The following is a 20,818-nucleotide window of genomic DNA, read 5'->3' as shown; positions in this document are numbered from 1 at the left end:
ATATGTTATTTGTCTTTAACGGTTGCAATAGCAATATTAAATTTATGTTTCTCAGCAATTTCCATCACAAAAACAACATCTTTATGCAATGTGTTTTCATCAGCTCTGATCGTAAATGATTTATTGGTCTGGCTGGCTAATTTATCTACAATAATTTGCTCCAGTTCTCCTTTATTGGCAGGATTATCATCTACAAAAAATGAACCGTCCGGCTTGATACTTACCGTTAAAGGATTGGGAATATTATCATCAACTGCTCCGGCTTTCGGAAGATTCACATCAATAGCGCTTTGATTGGCAGCTGAAGAAGTGATCATAAAGAAAATCAGCATCAACAGGATAACGTCTGTCATCGCTGCTAAACTGAATTCCGGATTTGCTTTATTTCTTCTTTGAATTTTCATCGTAAGAAAGATTTATAAAGGTTTGTTGATAAGGTCTAAAAATTCTCCTGACATATTCTGAGCTTTCAGGACAAATTTATCAATCCTTGTCAATAGAATATTATAACAGAAGTTAGCAGGAATTGCTACAGCCAAACCTACAGCGGTCTGCCCTAAAGCGGTATAGATCCCCTCTGAAAGTGTTTTCGGAGAGAATGATCCTGTTGCGTGGGAAAGATTAAAGAAAGCAATAATCATCCCGATTACCGTACCTAAAAGTCCCAACATGGGTGCAATACTTGGTACTACAGCCAAAAGGTTCAGGTTTTTTTCCATATTGGCAACCTCTACCTGTGCCTGAGATTCCATAGCACTTACAATATCAGAAACAGGACGTCCTAATCTTGAAATTCCTTTTTCTAAAATTCTTCCTTCCGGAGAGTTCTGGGTTTTGCAGTAATCTGCTGCCGCCTCTATTTTTCCTGCCTTGATGAAGTCTTCGATATTGTTCATGAAGTGGGAATCTGTTTTTGATGTAAGCCTTTTGATAAAGAAAAATCTTTCGAAAAACAGGTATAGAGAAAACACTCCCAATAGTAATACAGTGACCATCACTATTTTAGCGAAAGCTCCTCCATGGAACATAATTTTCCAGAATGAGAACTCTAAGTTGTCTGCAGCAACTGCAGGGGTAGCGATTTGTGCAAATAAAATCTGAGAAAGTTCCGTTAACAGCATTAAATGTAAATTTTATTAAATTTCAACGACAAATGTAGGAGAATATTATGAATTGAACTCTTAAAAATTGCTTAAAAACAACTTAAATTTTGTTACAATTTTACAAACAGCAAATTTCTTTCCAAAAAAAAATTTTGAAAAGAAATCTGGTACTAAAAAGATAGAAGCCTATGTTAGTCTTCTCCTACCTCAATTTCATCTTGCTTAAATTCGCATTTTAATCTAAAGGGGATCGGTGTATCTGATCCGGTATAGAAATCATCAATGGTCCCTTTCCAGATGACCTGAAGCTCCCCTTCTTCATTTTTTTCAAAAAGAAGCTCATTATCATAGATGTAGGCATCTTCGTCATCGAAAAGGTCTACTTCTGTATAGGTTTCTTCATCAGAGTCATTGATGATGATGGTTTTTCCTTCTATTTCCGCCGATTCAATAGGAAAATCAAAAACTTCAAGTGAAAGCTGCGGAAAGTTGTACTGTAATGAATCATCATCCACGTGATCCAAACTGTCATCCGTAATCACTTCAACCTCTAAAAAATGTTGCTGGTTGCTGTAAACTGCCTTACAATAAGTATTTCTGATATTGTATTTTAGCGTTTCGTCCGGATGGTAAATTTTTAAAATCCCTTTCATTTTTTCTTAAAAAAGAGCTGTAATAATATGATTGTTAAACGTTTTAGACAAAGATAAAAAATTGATTCAAAGTTGAAAGGATTTTGAAAATAATTTTTTAAAATCAATGCAAACAATAAGTCTGAATCTCCCAATAATACTTATTTTTGTTTTCATAAAGATTCTGAAAATGAAAAACATTTTATCAAAAAGTATTCTAGGATTAGGGTTGGTGATTGGGCTTACTTCCTGCAAAAAATCGGATTCTCCCCTTACAAAAGTGACTCCCAGCAATCTGGATTCTATCGCTTCCAACTATTATGAGCAGTATCTTAAACTATATCCTTTAGATGCTACCGCACAAGGAGATACAAGATATAACGATCAGCTTCCTATCAATATTGATAAAGATTTTATCTCAGGAGAAATTGCTTTCTACAATTCTGTGCAAAAACAACTGGAACATGTAGATTATAAAACCCTTTCTGACGAAGACAAAGTGGTCTATGATGTTTTGGATTATACTTTAAAAGATAAAACTGAGGCCTACGCCTATCATCCGGAATATATTCCTTTTACTCAATTTGGAGGACTTCCGTTAACGTTCCCATTGTATGGAAGCAGACAGGGTAATCAACCTTTTAAAACAGAAAAAGACTATAGCGACTGGCTGAAAAGAATGGAAAAATTCCCGGAGTGGATGAATGCAGCGGCAGACAACTTCCGTGAGGGAATCAACAATAAGATAGTATTACCTAAAAAACTGGTTATCAAAATGATTCCTCAGATGAAAGCAGAGGAAATTACCACTTCTGACATGGAAAAGAATATTTTCTATGGTCCGATAAGAAATTTTCCGAAAAGCTTCTCTCAGGCTCAGAAAGAAAAATTTTCAGCACTTTATAAAGATGCTATTACCAAAAAGATCATTCCGGCTTATATTAAAATGGGAACATTTTTAGAAAAAGAGTACCTTCCGAAAGCAAGGGATACAGACGGATACAACAGTCTTCCTAACGGAAATGAGATCTACAACTATTATGTAAAAAGCTGGACAACCACTAAGAAATCTCCTGAAGAAATTAATAAGATCGGACTTCAGCAGGTAGCTATGCTTCGTGCAGAAATGGAAAAAGTAAAACAACAGGTAGGTTTTACGGGCACTCTTGAAGAATTTATCACTTTTGTAAAAACGGATCCAAAGGCAATGCCTTATAAAACATCTAAAGAGGTTTTAAATGCATTCAACGGGATCTTAACTAAAATCACTCCGAAGCTGAAAACAATGTTTAATGTAACGCCAAAAACGAAGTTTGAGATCAGACAGACGGAGAAATTCAGAGAGGCAAGTGCCAGCGCAGAATATATGCCGGGAACTCCGGATGGAAAAAGAGCAGGTATATTCTATGTTCCGCTTCCTGACCCTACTAAATTCAATGTTACTTCAGGAATGGAATCTCTTTTCCTTCATGAAGCCATCCCAGGGCATCATTATCAGGTTTCTTTGCAACAGGAGAACACAAAGCTTCCTAAATTTATGAGATTCGGATGGTTAGGAGCTTATGGTGAAGGGTGGGCCCATTATTGTGAGACATTAGGACCTGAATTTGGGTTATACACAGATCCTTATCAAAAAATGGGTTACCTGAGTGATCAGATGCTGAGAGCTGTAAGACTGGTAGTAGATACAGGGCTTCATACAGGAAAAATGTCACGTGAAGAGGCTATCAAGTACTTCTTAAGCAATATTTCTTACGACGAGGGATCTGCCACTGCAGAAGTAGAAAGATATATGGCAATGCCGGGACAGGCTTTAGGCTACAAAATAGGATCCTTAAGAATCCGTGAGCTGAGAGAAAAGTATCAGAAAGAACTTGGAAACAAATTCAAGCTGGCAAGCTTCCATGATGAAGTATTAAGCCAGGGATGTCTTCCTTTGGATGTTCTGAACAGAAAAATGGAGCTTTGGGCTAAAAAACAAAAATAGTTTCTTTATGAGACTATTTTTATTTTTTACCGGTATTTTATTGGTGTTATTGAGCTGTCGAAAGAAGCACAATTTTGAAAATTTTACGGTTGACAAGAGCTTACCTGGCAATGATACTATTCTCCTTCTTTCCAAATATCCGGAACTGAAGCTTTATAACAGTGAAATTGTTGAAAGTAAAATAAGGACAGCACATATTGTTCAGGCTGCAAGTTACTCAGATGGCTTTCGTAAAGGAACATTTTTATTCGATGATTATAAATGCAAAGCTCAGTATCAGAATGATACTCTTACCATCAAACTGAATAACAATAACGGATATTTTGGAAACGGAATTTTGATTAAGGTGTTTAAAAACCACTTTTACATCAAAGATATTGATCCAAAAACCTTAAAAGGCGAGGAAAAATTCATAAAATCTAAGGTTTTTAGTCAGAAATTGATTCTAAATAGTAAACAATTCACCAAAAATGACAGCATTTATGGCTTTATAGATTATAAATGCAGTATTGACAGTTTGGTTGATAAACACTTTAAAGGATATTTTAAAACCATAATACAATAAAAATTGATATGATCACAGAAAGCCTCAAATCTCTTTACAACAGAGATTTAAATAAATTAAAAACAGAGCTAGAAGCCTATCAAAACGAAGAAAATCTTTGGAAAGTTGATAAAAACATAGCCAATTCTGCGGGCAACCTGGTTCTTCATCTGGTTGGAAACCTCAACCATTTTATAGGAACGCACCTTGGAAACACAGGATATGTAAGACAGCGTGACCTGGAGTTTTCATTAAAAGATGTTCCAAGAGCTGAACTTATTGAAAAAATAGAGGCAACTACAACAATGATAGATTCTACTCTTTCTCAATTATCAGAAGACGACCTGAAAAAAGAATACCCACTGGTTGTTTTTGAAAATAAAATGACTACAGATTACTTCCTGATTCATCTGATTGCTCATCTGGATTATCATTTGGGACAGATTAATTACCACAGAAGGTTGTTGGAATATTAAATCATTTCCTTTATCTCACATGATGTTTTTAAACCATGTCAAGGTTCAGAACCTTGACATGGTTTATTTAGCGACCACAAAGTAATTGTTGCGTTTTCTATCAGTTCGCATAGATCTTTCACTCAGTCAGGGCAATATTGCTTTGCTAAACGAAGTGTCTTCACGAGCTATCCCAGCGTGGTTTTTATAAAGTCTTAGCGGACATAGTGGCAAAATAATTGAATTATTTCTCAAACATCATTTTCGTAATAAAATCCTTCTCTCCTTTTCCTCTTGCCGGAGAATATTCTCTTCCATAGAAAATAATCTGAAGGTGAAGTTTATTCCATACTTCTTCAGGGAATAATTTTTTGGCGTCACGTTCTGTTTCCACCACATTTTTTCCGGAAGTAAGTTTCCACTGCGTCATCAGACGGTGAATATGGGTATCCACAGGAAAAGCAGGAAATCCGAAACCCTGACTCATTACTACTGATGCCGTTTTATGCCCTACGCCCGGAAGAGCTTCCAATTCTTCATAAGTCTGGGGAACAATACCATTATGTCTTTCTAACAGAAGTTCGGCCATTTTCTTCAGGTTTTTAGCTTTCGTATTGGATAATCCTATTTCTTTGATTAGTTCTTTGATTTCAAATTCTTCCAGCTTAGCCATTCTTTGCGGTGTTCCTGCTACCGCAAAAAGTTCGGGAGTAACCTGATTTACTTTTTTATCTGTAGTTTGTGCAGAAAGCGCTACGGCAACCATCAATGTATAGGGATCAGTGTGATCTAACGGAATAGGTGTAGTGGGATATAATTTTTCCAGTTCTATCTGAACGAGCTCAGCTCTTTGTTTTTTTGTCATGTATGCCTTAAATTTGAACAAAATTAAATCATTATGCTGAAAGTTGGAGATAAATTACCTGAATTTGAAGGATTCAATCAAGACGGAGAAACAGTAACCTCATCAAAATTAATTGGAAAAAAACTGGTCGTTTTCTTCTATCCGCAAGCGAATACACCAACCTGTACAGTGGAAGCCTGCAACCTGAGTGATAATTATACTAAGCTTAAAAAAGCAGGATTTCAATTATTGGGAATAAGTGGTGATTCTGTAAAAAAGCAAAAGAATTTCCATAGCAAGTTTGCTTTTCCTTATGATCTTATTGCAGATGAAAACCGTAATATCATTGAAAAATTCGGGGTATGGCAGGAGAAAAAAACGTTTGGAAAAACCTATATGGGAATTGTAAGAACCACTTTTATTTTCGATGAAAATGGTATTTGTACAAGAGTGATTGAAAAAGTAACTTCAAAGACTGCTGCTGAACAGATTCTGGAGGGATAACTTTCTTAAAACACAGATATCACAAATATTTTCACAAATAACCCAGATACATTATTGTGCTATTTGTGAAAATATTTTTTTATAGATTTATTATTCTGTTTCGTAATAGTTGAGTTCTTCGGTTTCGCCTGGAAGTATGACGTGTTTTTTAAACCTCAAACCTAATTTTTCAATCAGCTTTTGGGAAGAAATATTATCCTTTGAAATAATGGCTGATATTTTTGTTAATCCGAAATCATCCATTCCGATCGATTTAACCTTCTGAGCTGCCTCAAAAGCATAGCCCTTACCTTCGAACTCTTCCAACAGAGAATATCCGATATCCACAATATCAAGTCCTTCCCTTTCGAAGATTCCTACCGCACCTACTTTTTCATTTCCATCTTTGGTTATTAAAATATAATTTCCAAATCCCAGCCTTTCAATCTGTGGGGCAAATCTGTTTAAGATGTAATTTTCAGCATCTTCAATGGAATTTACATTGCGGTTGCCAATATGTTGAATGAATTTTGGCCTGTTATAAAGTTCAAAGACAAAATCTTTGTCTTCACGGGACATAGGGCGAAGGATCAATCGTTCAGTCTCATAGGTATTATTTGCGCTTGGGTGTTTTTTTGGGCTCATCTTTCTTTGGTTCTTCTTTTTTTTCGATTTTTAAAAGTCTCGGGTTATTAGCACATTTTTTATTGTAAAGCTCAATATAAGTTCCATTGTCTTTAACATTGTTTACAGCACCTGTAGATTTATTGAGTGTTACTGTATAATGTGTTTTCTGGTATGGACATTCCTTTGAGGTGAGCTTTCCAAGGTCCAGATAGTAATTCGACTTATCTTCATGATAATTACCCGCAAGGTCCTTAAACTCTTCATCTATCATATATCCGTCAGCGGCTAATACAACAGCTGCTTCCTGAGCATTATCAATTCTATCTACAAACTTCTTCAATCCTTCGACATCCGTAACGTAATTTACTTTACCTCCTTCCGAATAAGCGATATAATAAAAGCTGTCTTCACTAGGGAAAAGATTGAATCCTGAGAATTGAGGAGTATAATTTACCTTACCCGAAATCTTTATTTCCTGACCTTTCCCATAGCTGTTGTACACCAACACCCATGAATCCACCCTATTACCAGGGTTGATCTGCTGTAAAATAGCAGGAATGCTTGAAAACTTTTTCTTCTCCTGAGCAAATCCTAAGACTCCCAAAAGTGAAAATGTAAGAATTGTAAATCGGGTTGCAGTTTTAATCATAATTTAAAAATCAGCAGAAAATATACCAAATATTACATAAACTTCTCGCCCTTTTTAAAGTTTTTTAAATCAAGAACATAATCTTTAATGAGCTGATCATTATCCCTTGGGCAGATAAGAAGCGCTTTATCTGTATCTACAACAATGTAATTTTCAAGACCGTCAATAATCACTGCCTTGTTATTATTCTTTAAGCGGATGATATTCCCTTTTGAATTATAAGAAAGTAAATGTTTCAGTTTTACAGCGTTTCCGTTTTTATCTTTTTCTGTATTTTCATAGACGGAAGTCCATGTACCTAGATCACTCCACCCTAAATCTGAAGGAATCACGTAAACATTCTTTGCCTTTTCTAAAATCCCGTTATCAATGGAGATTTTCTGAACCTTTGGATAAATGGTTTCAATACAGCTGTTTTCTTTTTCGGAGTTATACTCACAAGCCATAAAATGCTGCATCATCTCAGGAAGATAGAGATCAAAAGCATGGTGAATACTTTTCACATTCCATACAAAAATTCCTGCATTCCAAAGGAAATCACCACTTTCCAAAAAGCTTTGGGCGATTTCAAGAATAGGTTTTTCTGTGAATGTTTTTACTTTAAAATATTCTGATCCTTTTTTCTCTACAAACTGAATATAGCCATAACCGGTGTCGGGTCTTGTTGGAGTTATTCCTAATGTTACCAGATAATCATGCTGTGAAGCCACCTCAAATGCCAGCTCTACTTTTTCCAGAAATACGTCCTCTTTAAGGATCAGATGATCTGCCGGCAATACAATCATTGTTGCATCCGGATTGATCTCAGCAATTTTGTTAGCCATATACAGATTACAAGCTGCTGTATTCTTCATCAACGGCTCACCCACAATATTCTCTTCAGGAATTTCCGGAAGCTGCTGATGGGAAACAGGAACATATTCTTTATTCGTAATCACGAATATCTGCTCTTTAGGAATTACCTTGCTGATTCGGTCATAGGTCTGCTGAATCATTGTGCGTCCGGTTCCTAAAATATCCTGAAACTGTTTTGGAAATTTCTGCGTGCTCATAGGCCAGAACCGACTCCCGATTCCCCCGGCCATTATAACGCAGTATCTATCTGATTTTAACATTCTTAGCTACATTTTTCTACCCTCGCTAAAGGCTTGAAAGAATACTTCCTTCCAGTAGCCAGGTTCTTACAAAGATAGTTTTTTTTAACCAGACCTTCTAATAAATACTTTTCGTTGCGATAGATAAAAAATTCTCCCTTTTTAAGTTCCTCGATAAATAGAAGAGTATCATCCTGTTTTTCAGTATGGAAGTATCTTACCAGATCAGGGCTTGCCATGAAATTGGCTTTTGGCGATTTTGAAAATTTTATAATGATAGGTTTGAGTTCTTCATCATAAATTTCAAGGCTTTCCAGAAGCATATTTCTGAAAGTTTCTTTCCATTCATTACCGTGGGGAGAGATTCTTCGCCCATATTTTTCGAAAGCAATCAGATGAGCAAGCTCATGAGTGAGTACAAAGAAAAAAAGCTGTGGGGTAAGGGTAGAATTTACCGTAATTTCATGAGAATTATCCGGAAGTTTTCTGTAATCTCCCAGCTTTGAATTTCTGTTTCTTGTTACTTTTATATGTATATAGTAATCTGCAAACCAGACTCTTAAATATCTAAGTGTATTTTGAGGTAAGTATTTTTCTAATGATTGAATTGGCATTTTACAAACTTAATGGAATTCCTGCATAGAAATTCAATAGTTTAAGACTAAAAAGATAATTATATTTTGCTTGCGCTACTGATCCTTGTGCATTTGCATAATTATTTCTCGCCACATTAACGTCGTAGATAGTGGTTCTTCCGGCAGCATAACTTTTATCGGCAAAATCAAGAGCCAGTTTTGAGCTTTTTTCAGCTTCCACTGCAGCCAGATAGGTTTCATAATTGGCATCAGCATCAAACTGAGCTTTCTGTACGTTTTGTCTTACCGTCTGTTTCTGTTGTTCCAAGGAATTCTTGGCTAAACTTTCATTTATTTTAGATTGTTCTACCTGAAGTTTTGTTTTCCCTTTATTGAAAATAGGAATATTCAGTGATAGCCCCACGTTTTGTCCGAACTGATCTTTATATTGTTCAAAAAAAGTTCCCTGTACAGTACCTGGCATAGGATCAAATTGTCTGTTATAGAAAGTATTAAGACCAGCGCTCGCTGTTAATGTAGGCCAGTATGCAGTTTTGCTTACTTCCGTTTGTGCCTCGGCAGATCTTATACGGCTTTCCGCTGCTTTTATCTGAGGCTGTATCTCATACGCAGTGGTAAGCACTTCATCCGCGGTAGTAAGCTGTAAATCAAGCTTTTCAGGAATATTTACATCTTCCACATCAAAACCTTTATAATCTGAAAGCTGTAAAAGCTGAACGATGGCAAACAAAGCACGTCCAACGTTTACTTCTGCAGTTTTAAGGTTTTGTTTTTCTCTTGCCAATGCAGCTTCAGCCTCTGCCAGAACCGTCTGGGCTGTTGTTCCAACCTGAGTTGTGATTTTAGCTCTGTCAAACTGTTTCTGCGCATTATCCACGGCACTCTGAGAGATTTTAACAATCTCTTTATTCAACAAAGTAGTCAGATATTGCTGAGCGATCTGAAGGGAAATATCATTTTTAATGGTTTCAATGTCGTATTGGCTTGCTTCTACATCAAACTGGGCTTTTCTTACATTTTTCTCTAACCTTCCATTATTATAGAGCAAAATATCAGCACCCAGACCAATACTGTTATTGAATCTATCGTTTCTAAAGCTTCCTGCTCCTAATGAGCCTTGCCCGAAACTTACCCCATTCGTCATACTCCCCGATACTGATGGTAGATATTCTTTTTGGGCTGCTTTAAGATTATATTCCTGGTTTTGTTTGTTATACTGATTTTGGATAACCTGAAGATTATGCTCCACTGCATAGTTTACACATTCTTTTAAGGACCATTTCTTCTGAGCGCTTAAACCCAGATAACCTAATCCAAAAACGATGATCCAAACTTTTTTCATATTGTATATGTTTATTTGTTTTTAATGGTCATATGGAATCGTGTTGTCTTCATAATTACTATACCATGTAAATCACAGCGATTTCATATTAAGATTTTTCAATATTAGACGAATTAAATATAAAAAAGTTACAGATTGAAAAATTATATTTTATTTTAAAAAAACTTTTGGGAATTTTGCACCATGACAAATGAACAATATCAGGAAGCTATCGACTGGCTTTTCGTACAGATGCCCAACTATCAGATAGATGGACAGAAGGCTTATAAACCTGGGCTTGATAACATTACAAAGCTTTGTGCTTTCTTTGGAAATCCTCAGGATAAAATAAAATGTATTCACATTGGCGGTACCAATGGAAAAGGTTCTTCAAGCAATATGCTGGCATCGGTTCTTCAGGAAGCCGGTTATAAAACAGGATTATACAATTCTCCACACCTTATAGACTTCACAGAGCGCATAAAGGTGAATGGAAAAAACTGTAATAAAGAATTTGTCTTTGATTTTATTCAAAAACTGAAAACGATTCCGGAAGACATCCGTCCCTCTTTCTTCGAGTTTACGACCATCATGGCTTTTGAATATTTTTATCAGCAGCAGGTAGATTTTGCCATTATTGAAGTAGGATTGGGAGGAAGACTGGATTCAACAAATATTATTAAACCGTTGATTTCGGCCATTACTAATGTTCAGCTGGATCATCAGAATATTCTTGGAGATACCATCGAAGAAATTGCATCAGAGAAGGCTGGAATTATTAAACAACATATCCCGATTATTTCCGGTGACGAAAATGAAGCCGTTAGAAATATCATTCAGGATAAAGCAACGAAAGAAAATGCTCCGTTTATAGATGCTACTCTTATAAATACCAACCTTGAATCTGATCTCAAAGGGAATTACCAGAAGAAAAATATCAGAATTGTATTGGCCGCTGTAGAAGAATTAAGAAAGCTTAAAGTAAATATTTCTGATGAAGCATTGGAAAAAGGACTTCTCCATGTTCACCAAAATACAGGATTTATTGGCCGTTGGTTCGAGTTTTCGCAATATCCACTTACGATTTGTGACACGGGTCACAATCAGGCAGGTCTGGAGTATGTTTTTTCACAATTAAATTCAATTAACAGACACAAGCATGTTATTTTGGGGTTTGTGAATGACAAAAAAATAGATGATGTAATGAATTTACTTCCTGAAAATTCTGAGTTCTATTTTGCAAAACCATCCATCAACAGGGGAAGACATCCCGAAGATTACGAAAATCTGCTCCAGGAGGCGAAAATTTTTTATAAAATTTTTGATTCCGTGCAGGAAGCGTATCTCTCTGCAAAAGAACGATGTACAAAAGAAGAAATGATTTTTATCGGCGGAAGCAACTTTGTAGTGGGAGATTTTTTAGAAAAAAATTTGGAGATTAAAGAATAAGTCGTATATTTGCACCACTCTAAACAAGAGAACAAGTCTAGAGGGTTCTTAGCTCAGTTGGTTCAGAGCATCTGGTTTACACCCAGAGGGTCGGGGGTTCGAATCCCTCAGGACCCACAGAAAAGGAAACGAAACCTTTCAAAAAAATTCGGGTTCTTAGCTCAGTTGGTTCAGAGCATCTGGTTTACACCCAGAGGGTCGGGGGTTCGAATCCCTCAGGACCCACAAAAAATCTCTCAGATTTCTGGGAGATTTTTTTATTTTTATCCCTAAGCAATTTATAAAGCTTCTCCTCCACTTTTCCTTATATTTATCTACCTTTGCCTTCACTTGAATTTCGCTTGCTGTGAATAAACTTCATCTTATATCATTTAATTATCCCTACCCTCCTTCCTATGGTGGAATTATTGATGTGTATTATAAAGTTAAGGCATTATCTGATCTGGGAATAAAGATTCACCTACATTGTTTTGTAGATCAAATCCCTCATAAGATTGATCCGGAAGTCAAAGAGATGACAGAAAATGTGTTTTTTTATCAAAAGAAAAAGAATCCACTTCTCTATTTCTCCAGAACACCTTTCGCTGCTGCCATCAGAGATTCTGAAACCCTACTTAAAAATTTGGAGAAGCACAAAGCTCCTATCTTGTTCGAAGGCTTGCAAACAACCCATATTATACGGTTTTTGAAGGATAACAGACACCAACTCTACCTCCGTCATCACAATAACGAATCAGAGTATTATAAAGGCCTCTCTGTGTCTGAGAAGAACCCATTTAAAAAGATTATTTACAAAATTGAATCTGTGAAGTATTCCGGATATCAGAAAAAACTTTTAAAGAAATTTGAAGCTGTATTCTGCTTATCTGAAAAGGAATATAATGAAGTACAAACTTATTCGGAAAATGCACACCTGATTCATATCTTTCACGGTAATGAATCAGTAAAGGAATTGGATACAAAAGGAAAGTATTTTCTCTTTCATGGAGACCTTACTACCGCTGATAACAAAAGAGCATTGAATGAAACAATTGACTTATTTAAAACCCTTCCACAATATCAGCTTGTTGTAGCCTCAGATCGTGCCAGTGAGGATATTAAAAGAAAGATTTCCACAGTTGAAAACATCAGCCTCACTCCTATTCAAACCACGGAGAACCTTTACCGCCTTCTGGAAGATGCTCATGCCAATATTTTGATTTCTTACCAGAATTCCGGAACAAAGGTGAAACTTTTTAATACGCTTTACAACAGCCGTTTCGTGATTATTAACGGGAATATTACAGATGATCCGGTTTTAACAAATTTATGCCTGTATGGCGATGATATGAGCCAAATCCGTCAACAGATTATCTCCTCAGCTGGAAAGGACTATCATGATACTGAAAAGAGAAAGAAAGTCTTAGAAAAAAACCATTCTGATAAAGCCAAAGCTAATGAGATAGGTAGGATTATTTTTAAAAATTAATCCTGTCCACCACTTTCTGAATATTAAACTCTTCAAGGCAAGCCCAGTCGCCTCTGTAGCATTCTTTATCTCCAAAGACAGAACATGGTCTGCAGCTCAGGTCTTCCACCTGAACAACATCTTCTTCGCTTTGTCCGAATCCTAAAAAGCCGGCATAAGGATGAGTAGCTCCCCAAATAGAAACACATCTCGTTCCTACAAGACTTGCGAGGTGCATATTGGCAGAATCCATGGATATCATCAGTTCAAGCCCGGCAATATAATTGAGTTCTTCCGTAAGATTTAATGTTCCGGCAAGGTTTTTTGTATTAGGAATCTCTTCTGCCCATTTTTCGAGAGTTTCCGTTTCTTTTTTACCTCCTCCAAAGAAATATACAGTATGTTTCTGAGCCAAAATTCTTACCAACTCATAGGATTTTTCCAAAGGGAGCATTTTTCCTTTATGCTGGGCAAAAGGAGCAAATCCAATTCCAGATTTTTGTTCTGAAACTGGTCTTAATTGATGAGAAAGTTCAACTTTGAATCCCATTTCACGAAAAACGTCAGCATAACGTTCCACTGTTTTTTTCAGCTGCATCTTTTCCAGATTCCAGACATCCGTAAGATGTTCTTTTTCCTCTTTACCTTTATTAATTTTAAAGACCTTAAGTCCCTTTCTTCTATATATTCTGTCTAAAACTTTGGTTCGGATTACATCATGGAGGTTGGCAATACAATCAGGATTAAACTCACGAATCAGTTCATTACTTAGTTTTCTCAATCCAAAAAGACCTTTGTAGTCATCCAGATCAATCCCCTTAAAAGTTACATTGGAAACTCCAGCAAACAACGCCTCAAAATTTTTCCTGGAGACCATAATAATTTCCACACCGGGGTTCTGCTCCAGAAATTCTCTGAAAACAGGTACGGTCATCGCAACATCTCCGAATGCGGAAAAACGATATGCTAAAATTCTGGTCACGGTTATGATTTCAGTTGGTAAGCAACTGCATAAAACTTGATCTGCTTTGTCATCGCCATAAGCCCGTTAGCTCTGGAAGGTGAAAGAAATTCCTGTAGTCCTATTTCTCCGATAAAATCAAAATCAGAATCCAGGATTTCCTGAGTGGAATGTCCACTGTAAATACTTACTAAAAGAGAAACGATCCCTTTTGGTAGAATACCATCAGAATCTGCATTAAAGAAAAGTTTCCCGTCTTTAAATTCAGCATCAATCCAAACTTTGCTCTGGCAGCCTTTAATCAGATTTTCTTCTGTTTTCTTATCTTCAGCCAAGCCTTTCAGTTCTTTTCCAAGATCAATGATGTACTCATACTTTTGCTCCCAATCTTCAAGAAAAGCGAATTCATCTATTATTTCCTGCTGTTTTTCTTTAATGGTCATTTTAAATCAAATTTCTTTTGCAAAGATAACCAATTTTGTAAAAATTATTTACAGGATGCTTTTTCAAAAAGTTGGAGGATTTTTGTCTCTTCATTCTCCCAGCAAAATACATCTGCTGCCTTATTTAATTCGCTCTGATAATACTGTCTTCCTCTCTGAAGAACAAGATTGATTGCTTTTTCAATGGTTTCAGGCTGATGATCCAGAATAACTTCTCCTACATTAAATTGATTTTTTATCCTTTGCATTTCCGGAAAATTAATCATCACAAGCGGTACTCTCGATTGGATATAGTCACAAACCTTATTAGGAAGTGAATAATAGTAGCTTACTCCATTATTTTCTTCGAGACTGAATCCTGCATCAGCGGTTTTTGTTATTTCCCTGAGATTTTCCGGTTTCAGCTTACCCAGAAAAAAGACTTTATCCTGAAGTTTCTCCTGAATAACAAGTTCTTCGTATTCTTTTTTCTTCGGGCCGTCACCTGCAATTTTCAGAACAGCATCTTTAATATGATGCATGGCCACAATCATTTTTTCAATTCCCCTCGACTGATTAATTGCTCCCTGATACAGAATGATCTTTGGATGATTTTCAGGAATTTCCGGTGCTGAAAGAATTTTTCTCGGAATATTTCTAACCACTACCGGATTGACATTATACTGTTCATGAAACCATTCGGCATAGCTTTCACTTTCTGTCATCATCAGTTCCATATGAGGCACCAGCTTTCTTTCAAGTACTCTCCAGAACTTCTGAGAAAACCTGTTTTGAACCGATGGCATTTCTGTGAAAATTTCATGGCTGTCAAAGACTAACGGAATATTCAGTTTTCTGGCAATGAGATAATTTGGCAGAAGTGCATCAATGTCATTGGCATGGAGAATCGTATATTTGTCCGCTTTTTTCTTCAGTTCTTTGTATAATTTCCAGTTGAATTCAAAATAAGCGGTCTTAAGGCTTTTAGACTTCAATCCTATTCTGGAAAAGGGATAAGGACGTTCCATTTTTTCATTTCCTTCCCAGTCGTTACCAATCAGATCTATGGAATACCCGTTATCAAAAAGGGTTTTGCACACCTTCTCTATCCGTTGGTCAGTATACAGATTACTAAAAGCAGAAGTAATAATTTTTTTCCTCATCAATCTTTCTTGTCTAGTATTAAATAATAGATTTGAATGAAACAAATAAGCCCGTTTGGTATGATAACAGGCCAAAGCATTCCATTAAAGATACCATAAATGACAAAACAAATACAGCCAATCATGTTAACCACTCTGATTTTTTTTACATCTTTCAGTATGAAACTCAATACGATAAAAAGAGAAGCAGAATAGCCAATGTAAGTGGTAAGTTCAGAATTCATGGGGAAAATTTAAGGTTACAAACTTAATCATTTTCAATAAGATAATAAATTTTTTTCTGCCATAAAGTCATTAATTGATTTTTGGTAAAATATTTGTAATTTAGATAATGAATAAAAGGTAATGTTGCCTTTGTTCTAATGAGATATATTATGGATTATAAGTTTTCACAAGGTTTGAGCCAGGTGTTCAAACAAAGCAAAAGCGAAGCTAAAAGGCTCAAAAGTGAATTTCTTAATACAGAACATCTACTTTTAGGTATTATAAAAACGGAAAACTCTGCAAAAGAAATCCTTCAAAACCTTAATGCGGATTTAACACAAATCAGAAGAAAAATTGAAACTTTAAATACAGCAAGTCTTAATCCTATTTCTGAAGAGGTTACCAATATTTCTTTCACTAAGATGGCAGACCATGCTATTAAACGTGCAGAGTTAGAATGCCGACAGTATAAAAGCAATGAAATTAATACCGTTCACCTGCTTTTAGGTATTCTTTATAAATATGAAGATCCTACTTCAAATATTCTGGGAGCTTATGACATCGACTATGAAGGAGTTTCAAGAGAATACCAGACTATGCTTAAAAATTCAGGACAGTCTCCTCAGATGAGTGCTTACGATGATGATGATGAGAGAGAAGAATTTGAGCAAATGAGAAAGCCTACAGGAAATCTAGGTTCTGCAAAAAGTAAAACGCCTACATTGGACAACTTTGGTAGAGACCTTACTTCTTTGGCAAGGGATGGAAAACTGGACCCGGTGATTGGCCGTGAAAAAGAAATTGAGAGAGTTTCTCAGATTTTATCACGTAGAAAGAAAAACAACCCTCTTCTTATCGGGGAGCCTGGAGTTGGTAAATCTGCCATTGCTGAAGGGTTAGCACTAAGAATTCAACAGAAAAAAGTGTCGAGAGTTCTTTACGGAAAACGTGTGATCACTTTAGATCTGGCAAGTTTAGTTGCCGGAACTAAATACCGTGGTCAGTTCGAGGAAAGAATGAAGGCCATCATGACGGAGCTGGAGAAAAACAGAGATGTCATCCTATTTATTGATGAGCTTCATACGATTGTAGGAGCTGGAAGTTCTACAGGAAGTTTAGATGCTTCCAATATGTTCAAACCGGCTTTGGCAAGAGGTGAAATTCAATGCATCGGGGCAACTACCCTGGATGAATACCGTCAGTATATTGAAAAAGACGGAGCTTTAGAAAGAAGATTCCAGAAAGTAATGGTGGAACCTACTTCTATTGATGAAACGGTACAGATCTTGAATCAGATCAAAGATAAATATGAGGAACATCATAATGTAATTTATACTCCGGAAGCGATTCTGGCTTGTGTCAATCTGACATCGAGATATATTACAGACCGTTTCTTACCGGACAAAGCGATTGATGCAATGGACGAAGCCGGATCCCGTGTTTATATCAAAAACATGAAAGTTCCTACAGAAATCATTGATTTTGAAAAGAAGATCGAAGACATCAAAGAACTGAAACAGAAGGCTGTAAAAGCTCAGGATTACCTTGAAGCAAGAAAGCTGAAAGATGAAGAGGAACGTCTTCAGATGGAACTTAACTCGGCTCAGGAAAAATGGGATAAAGATGTAAAAGAGAAAAAAGAAACCGTAACAGAAGAAAATGTAGCGGAAGTGGTTTCTATGATGAGCGGAGTTCCTGTGACGAAAGTTGGTAAGAATGAGCTTGACAAACTTGCCCAAATGGATGAGAAACTGAACGGAAAAGTAATCGGTCAGGAAGATGCTGTGAAGAAAGTTGTTAAAGCTATTCAAAGAAACAGAGCAGGTCTTAAAGATCCGAACCGCCCTATCGGTACCTTTATTTTCCTTGGAACAACCGGGGTTGGTAAAACCGAATTGGCAAAAGTAATGGCAAGAGAGCTATTCGAATCCGATGAATCTTTGATCAGAATTGACATGAGTGAATACATGGAGAAATTCGCTGTTTCAAGACTAGTAGGTGCGCCTCCGGGATATGTAGGATACGAAGAAGGTGGTCAGTTAACGGAAGCTGTAAGAAGAAAACCTTATGCAGTAGTTCTTTTGGATGAGATTGAAAAAGCTCATCCGGATGTATTCAATATTCTGTTGCAGATTTTGGATGAAGGACACGTTACAGACAGTTTAGGAAGAAAAATTGATTTTAGAAATACCATCATTATTCTGACTTCAAACATCGGAACAAGAGATCTTAAAGACTTTGGAGACGGTGTAGGATTTGGAACTTCTGCAAAGAAAACAACTTCGGATTCAAGAGCAAGAAGCACGATTGAAAATGCCCTTAAAAAAGCATTTGCACCGGAATTCTTAAACAGAATTGATGATATTGTGATCTTCAACTCTCTTGTGCAGGATGATATCAAGAAAATCATTGATATTGAACTGAACAAACTTTATGGCAGACTTGAAAAATTAGGATATAAAGTAGATCTTACTGAAGAAGCAAAAGACTTTATTTCTGAAAAAGGATGGGATAAAGATTTCGGAGCAAGACCATTGAAACGTGCCATCCAGAAGTATATTGAAGACTTATTGGCAGAAATGCTGGTAAACAAGCAATTGAACGAGGGAGAAACCGTAGTTCTTGACCTTAACGAGGCAAAAGACGGACTGATCGGGAAAACACAGAAGGCTAAGAAATCAGCTGAAAAGTCTTCTCAATCTTAATTAAATAAATAATTTTCAAATAGAAAAACCCCGGGAACTTTCCCAGGGTTTTTTGTTTTTATAGATTTTGACTATTTTGGTTTCTGATTAAACAGGTTAGGCCCTTTCTTATTGATAAATCAAATATTAAAGTCCTACTACAAAACCAATGTTCGGGATCAGACCGCTGGAAAACACACTGGAATTCTGTTTCCAAAGCACGTTATACATTAAACCCAGCTGCATGAAGGAATTGTTTCCGATCCGCTGCATATATCCTCCTCCAAGGTATAATGCATTTTCTTCCGTATTGTATTTATAATCGTAATATTTATCCTTGTAATCAACAAAATAATGCTGATAGTTAGCTCCCACGTAAAATGATCTGGCAAAATAATAGTTGACAAAAGGACCTACTCCAAACATGGTAGATTTATAATAATCAGAAGTCTGCCACGAAACACTTCCTACCACACCGCCTTCAAAATCATTAGTAAATCTGTAACCTACTCTTGGCGATGCAGATAGATTAAAAGCGCTGTTACTTCCAAATCCTAATCCAATGCCTCCTCCAAAAGTCCACTTGCTGTTTTCCTGTACGGGTGCTCCTACTGAAATTTGGGAAAAAACTGATCCTGAAGATATCAGCATCATAGAAATAATAAACTTTTTCATATGTTATATTTTTGGTCTTACAATTATATTCTCATCTGTTTCCATTTGCAGAGGTTGATAAAAAGATGACATATAGCTCTATCGTTTTTATCAATGTTTAAAATTATGGTTTTTTTACGAATTTTTTAATTGTATTTTTGCCACATCAAACTAAGAACTCCCGTTAAGAGTTTCGTAAAATTGAATACAATGAAAGTAGTAGTAGGCCTCTCCGGAGGTGTAGATTCTAGTGTTACAGCTTATTTGCTGCAGCAACAAGGCCATGAAGTAGTGGCTTTATTTATGAGAAACTGGAACGATGCTTCCGTAACATTAGAAGATGAGTGTCCCTGGATTGAGGACAGTAATGATGCCCTTATGGTGGCACAAAAGCTTGGAATTCCTTTCCAGGTGATAGACATGAGTGAACTTTACAAGGAACGTATCGTTGACTATATGTTTGCCGAATATGAAAAAGGCAGAACTCCCAACCCTGATGTATTATGTAACAGAGAAGTAAAATTTGATGTTTTTATGAAGACCGCAATGTCTTTGGGTGCCGATAAGGTAGCAACAGGACATTATGCAAGGGTAAATTCTACTTTTGATGAAAACGGTAAAGAAATTTTCCACCTTCTTGCAGGAAAAGACAATAATAAGGATCAGTCTTACTTCCTTTGCCAGCTAAGCCAGGATCAGCTTTCAAAAGCATTATTCCCTATCGGAGAACTTACAAAGCCTCAGGTAAGAGAAATTGCAAAAGAAATCGGACTGGTAACGGCAGATAAAAAAGATTCTCAGGGATTATGTTTTATCGGAAAAGTAAGCCTTCCCCAGTTTTTACAACAGCAATTAAAACCTAACGAAGGGGAAATTGTAGAAATTTTCAAAGATTCTCCTTTATTTTCAGAAGAAAAACCTGAATTCTCCTCCAAAGAAGAGGAACTTGAGTTTTTATCACGAAAAATCAATTATAAAAAATCTGACGGAAAAGTAATCGGGAAACATCAGGGTGCCCAGTTTTTCACGATCGGACAAAGTAAAGGCCTTGGTATAGGCGGACACAAAGAAAGCTGTTTTATCATCTCCAGAGATATGGAAAACAACATTCTTTTCGTAGGAGAAGGAAGTCATTTCCCGGGACTTCATAAAAAAGCTCTGAAAATTGATAATTCTGAACTGCACTGGGTACGTGAAGATTTGAGGCTTCAGAACGGAGGATCTATGGAAGTAATGGCCAGATTCAGATACAGACAGCCTTTGCAGAAAGCAACCCTGTATCAGTTTGAAAATGCTTTTTATATTGAATTTGATGAACATCAGTCTGCTATTGCTGAAGGACAGTTTGCTTCATGGTATATTGATGAGGAGCTGATCGGCAGTGGTGTGATTTCGTAAGAGTTTCGGGTACGGGATTCGGGTGATTGAGATTGTTTTTTTTAAGAAAATATTTTTTTGAAATTTTTCTGTAAAGTTTTTTAAGTTATCATACTTACGGA

22 protein-coding genes and 2 tRNA genes are annotated in these 20,818 nt (G+C 36.4%); 10 read left to right on the top strand and 14 right to left on the bottom strand.

Going from position 1 to position 20,818, the window contains the following annotated elements; genetic code table 11:
* Positions 1-5: 5 nt before the first annotated feature.
* From RHP76_RS15350 to RHP76_RS15340, 3 genes are all read right to left on the bottom strand, one after another.
* The gene (locus tag RHP76_RS15350; RefSeq protein ID WP_062672905.1) at positions 6-404 is read right to left on the bottom strand and encodes an ExbD/TolR family protein; all 399 of its coding nucleotides are present in this window, start codon (positions 402-404) and stop codon (positions 6-8) included.
* 12 nt (positions 405-416) lie between these two features.
* On the bottom strand, positions 417-1,121 hold the full coding sequence (locus tag RHP76_RS15345; protein WP_123278702.1) for a MotA/TolQ/ExbB proton channel family protein: 705 nt from the start codon (positions 1,119-1,121) through the stop codon (positions 417-419).
* Between the two features lie 173 nt (positions 1,122-1,294).
* Positions 1,295-1,756 (bottom strand): hypothetical protein, encoded by a 462-nt coding sequence (locus RHP76_RS15340; protein ID WP_062672903.1) that lies wholly within the window; start codon positions 1,754-1,756, stop codon positions 1,295-1,297.
* Between the two features lie 169 nt (positions 1,757-1,925).
* On the opposite strand from RHP76_RS15340, the gene RHP76_RS15335 reads away from it, so the two are divergent.
* Genes RHP76_RS15335 through RHP76_RS15325 form a run of 3 tightly spaced genes read left to right on the top strand, consistent with a single transcriptional unit; the run spans position 1,926 to position 4,742 of the window.
* Positions 1,926-3,722 carry a DUF885 domain-containing protein gene (locus RHP76_RS15335; RefSeq protein WP_311228524.1) on the top strand — a complete coding sequence of 599 codons (1,797 nt, stop codon included), beginning with the start codon at positions 1,926-1,928 and terminating at the stop codon, positions 3,720-3,722.
* A 7-nt stretch (positions 3,723-3,729) separates the two neighbouring features.
* Complete coding sequence (locus RHP76_RS15330) at positions 3,730-4,287, top strand: hypothetical protein (protein WP_311228523.1); 558 nt, start codon at positions 3,730-3,732, stop codon at positions 4,285-4,287.
* 8 nt (positions 4,288-4,295) lie between these two features.
* Positions 4,296-4,742 carry a DinB family protein gene (locus tag RHP76_RS15325; RefSeq protein WP_174525194.1) on the top strand — a complete coding sequence of 149 codons (447 nt, stop codon included), beginning with the start codon at positions 4,296-4,298 and terminating at the stop codon, positions 4,740-4,742.
* 223 nt (positions 4,743-4,965) lie between these two features.
* Here RHP76_RS15325 and nth read toward each other — a convergent pair whose 3' ends face one another.
* Positions 4,966-5,586 carry an endonuclease III gene (gene nth, locus RHP76_RS15320; RefSeq protein ID WP_062672899.1) on the bottom strand — a complete coding sequence of 207 codons (621 nt, stop codon included), beginning with the start codon at positions 5,584-5,586 and terminating at the stop codon, positions 4,966-4,968.
* A gap of 33 nt (positions 5,587-5,619) precedes the next feature.
* Here nth and bcp point away from each other — a divergent pair, with 33 nt between their 5' ends.
* Positions 5,620-6,069: a thioredoxin-dependent thiol peroxidase gene (gene bcp, locus RHP76_RS15315; protein ID WP_120232349.1), complete on the top strand. Its 450-nt coding sequence runs from the start codon at positions 5,620-5,622 to the stop codon at positions 6,067-6,069.
* Between the two features lie 90 nt (positions 6,070-6,159).
* Here the strand turns inward: bcp and RHP76_RS15310 are convergent, their stop codons facing one another.
* From RHP76_RS15310 to RHP76_RS15290, 5 genes are read right to left on the bottom strand one after another with little or no spacing between them, the layout of a single operon-like run.
* Complete coding sequence (locus RHP76_RS15310) at positions 6,160-6,693, bottom strand: GNAT family N-acetyltransferase (RefSeq protein WP_120232348.1); 534 nt, start codon at positions 6,691-6,693, stop codon at positions 6,160-6,162.
* Positions 6,662-7,324: a hypothetical protein gene (locus RHP76_RS15305; RefSeq protein ID WP_277693679.1), complete on the bottom strand. Its 663-nt coding sequence runs from the start codon at positions 7,322-7,324 to the stop codon at positions 6,662-6,664. Before RHP76_RS15305 ends, RHP76_RS15310 begins: the two co-directional genes overlap by 32 nt.
* Before the next feature lie 32 nt (positions 7,325-7,356).
* Positions 7,357-8,439: a mannose-1-phosphate guanylyltransferase gene (locus RHP76_RS15300; protein ID WP_228432360.1), complete on the bottom strand. Its 1,083-nt coding sequence runs from the start codon at positions 8,437-8,439 to the stop codon at positions 7,357-7,359.
* Between the two features lie 2 nt (positions 8,440-8,441).
* The gene (locus tag RHP76_RS15295) at positions 8,442-9,032 is read right to left on the bottom strand and encodes a SprT-like domain-containing protein (RefSeq protein ID WP_062672894.1); all 591 of its coding nucleotides are present in this window, start codon (positions 9,030-9,032) and stop codon (positions 8,442-8,444) included.
* Between the two features lies 1 nt (position 9,033).
* Complete coding sequence (locus RHP76_RS15290) at positions 9,034-10,356, bottom strand: TolC family protein (protein WP_311228522.1); 1,323 nt, start codon at positions 10,354-10,356, stop codon at positions 9,034-9,036.
* Between the two features lie 183 nt (positions 10,357-10,539).
* Here RHP76_RS15290 and RHP76_RS15285 point away from each other — a divergent pair, with 183 nt between their 5' ends.
* The 4 genes from RHP76_RS15285 to RHP76_RS15270 all read left to right on the top strand — a co-directional run bounded on the left by RHP76_RS15285 (position 10,540) and on the right by RHP76_RS15270 (position 13,252).
* Positions 10,540-11,784: a bifunctional folylpolyglutamate synthase/dihydrofolate synthase gene (locus RHP76_RS15285; RefSeq protein WP_311228521.1), complete on the top strand. Its 1,245-nt coding sequence runs from the start codon at positions 10,540-10,542 to the stop codon at positions 11,782-11,784.
* A 42-nt stretch (positions 11,785-11,826) separates the two neighbouring features.
* Positions 11,827-11,901, top strand: a tRNA-Val gene (locus RHP76_RS15280).
* 33 nt (positions 11,902-11,934) lie between these two features.
* Positions 11,935-12,009: transfer RNA gene (locus RHP76_RS15275), tRNA-Val, on the top strand.
* A gap of 121 nt (positions 12,010-12,130) precedes the next feature.
* Complete coding sequence (locus tag RHP76_RS15270; RefSeq protein ID WP_311228520.1) at positions 12,131-13,252, top strand: hypothetical protein; 1,122 nt, start codon at positions 12,131-12,133, stop codon at positions 13,250-13,252.
* Here RHP76_RS15270 and RHP76_RS15265 read toward each other — a convergent pair.
* The 4 genes from RHP76_RS15265 to RHP76_RS15250 are packed head-to-tail and all read right to left on the bottom strand — an operon-like array spanning position 13,242 to position 16,001.
* Positions 13,242-14,165 carry a glycosyltransferase family 9 protein gene (locus RHP76_RS15265; protein WP_409193534.1) on the bottom strand — a complete coding sequence of 308 codons (924 nt, stop codon included), beginning with the start codon at positions 14,163-14,165 and terminating at the stop codon, positions 13,242-13,244. The two genes, RHP76_RS15270 and RHP76_RS15265, sit on opposite strands and share 11 nt — an antisense overlap.
* Before the next feature lie 50 nt (positions 14,166-14,215).
* Positions 14,216-14,635, bottom strand: coding sequence for a SufE family protein (locus RHP76_RS15260; RefSeq protein ID WP_062672886.1), 420 nt, complete (start codon positions 14,633-14,635; stop codon positions 14,216-14,218).
* 44 nt (positions 14,636-14,679) lie between these two features.
* Positions 14,680-15,777 carry a glycosyltransferase gene (locus RHP76_RS15255; RefSeq protein ID WP_311228518.1) on the bottom strand — a complete coding sequence of 366 codons (1,098 nt, stop codon included), beginning with the start codon at positions 15,775-15,777 and terminating at the stop codon, positions 14,680-14,682.
* Positions 15,777-16,001: a hypothetical protein gene (locus RHP76_RS15250; protein WP_062672881.1), complete on the bottom strand. Its 225-nt coding sequence runs from the start codon at positions 15,999-16,001 to the stop codon at positions 15,777-15,779. Before RHP76_RS15250 ends, RHP76_RS15255 begins: the two co-directional genes overlap by 1 nt.
* 150 nt (positions 16,002-16,151) lie before the next feature.
* On the opposite strand from RHP76_RS15250, the gene RHP76_RS15245 reads away from it, so the two are divergent.
* Positions 16,152-18,686 carry an ATP-dependent Clp protease ATP-binding subunit gene (locus RHP76_RS15245; protein ID WP_062673756.1) on the top strand — a complete coding sequence of 845 codons (2,535 nt, stop codon included), beginning with the start codon at positions 16,152-16,154 and terminating at the stop codon, positions 18,684-18,686.
* A 126-nt stretch (positions 18,687-18,812) separates the two neighbouring features.
* Here RHP76_RS15245 and RHP76_RS15240 read toward each other — a convergent pair whose 3' ends face one another.
* Positions 18,813-19,340 carry a hypothetical protein gene (locus RHP76_RS15240; RefSeq protein ID WP_120232344.1) on the bottom strand — a complete coding sequence of 176 codons (528 nt, stop codon included), beginning with the start codon at positions 19,338-19,340 and terminating at the stop codon, positions 18,813-18,815.
* Between the two features lie 189 nt (positions 19,341-19,529).
* Between RHP76_RS15240 and mnmA the strand changes: the two genes are divergently transcribed.
* Complete coding sequence (mnmA, locus tag RHP76_RS15235) at positions 19,530-20,717, top strand: tRNA 2-thiouridine(34) synthase MnmA (RefSeq protein ID WP_311228517.1); 1,188 nt, start codon at positions 19,530-19,532, stop codon at positions 20,715-20,717.
* Positions 20,718-20,818: the final 101 nt, after the last annotated feature.

The sequence above is a fragment of the Chryseobacterium sp. SG20098 genome (genome assembly GCF_031844745.1).
Classification (GTDB): domain Bacteria; phylum Bacteroidota; class Bacteroidia; order Flavobacteriales; family Weeksellaceae; genus Chryseobacterium; species Chryseobacterium cucumeris.
This window is presented reverse-complemented; position numbering and strand designations above follow the sequence as displayed.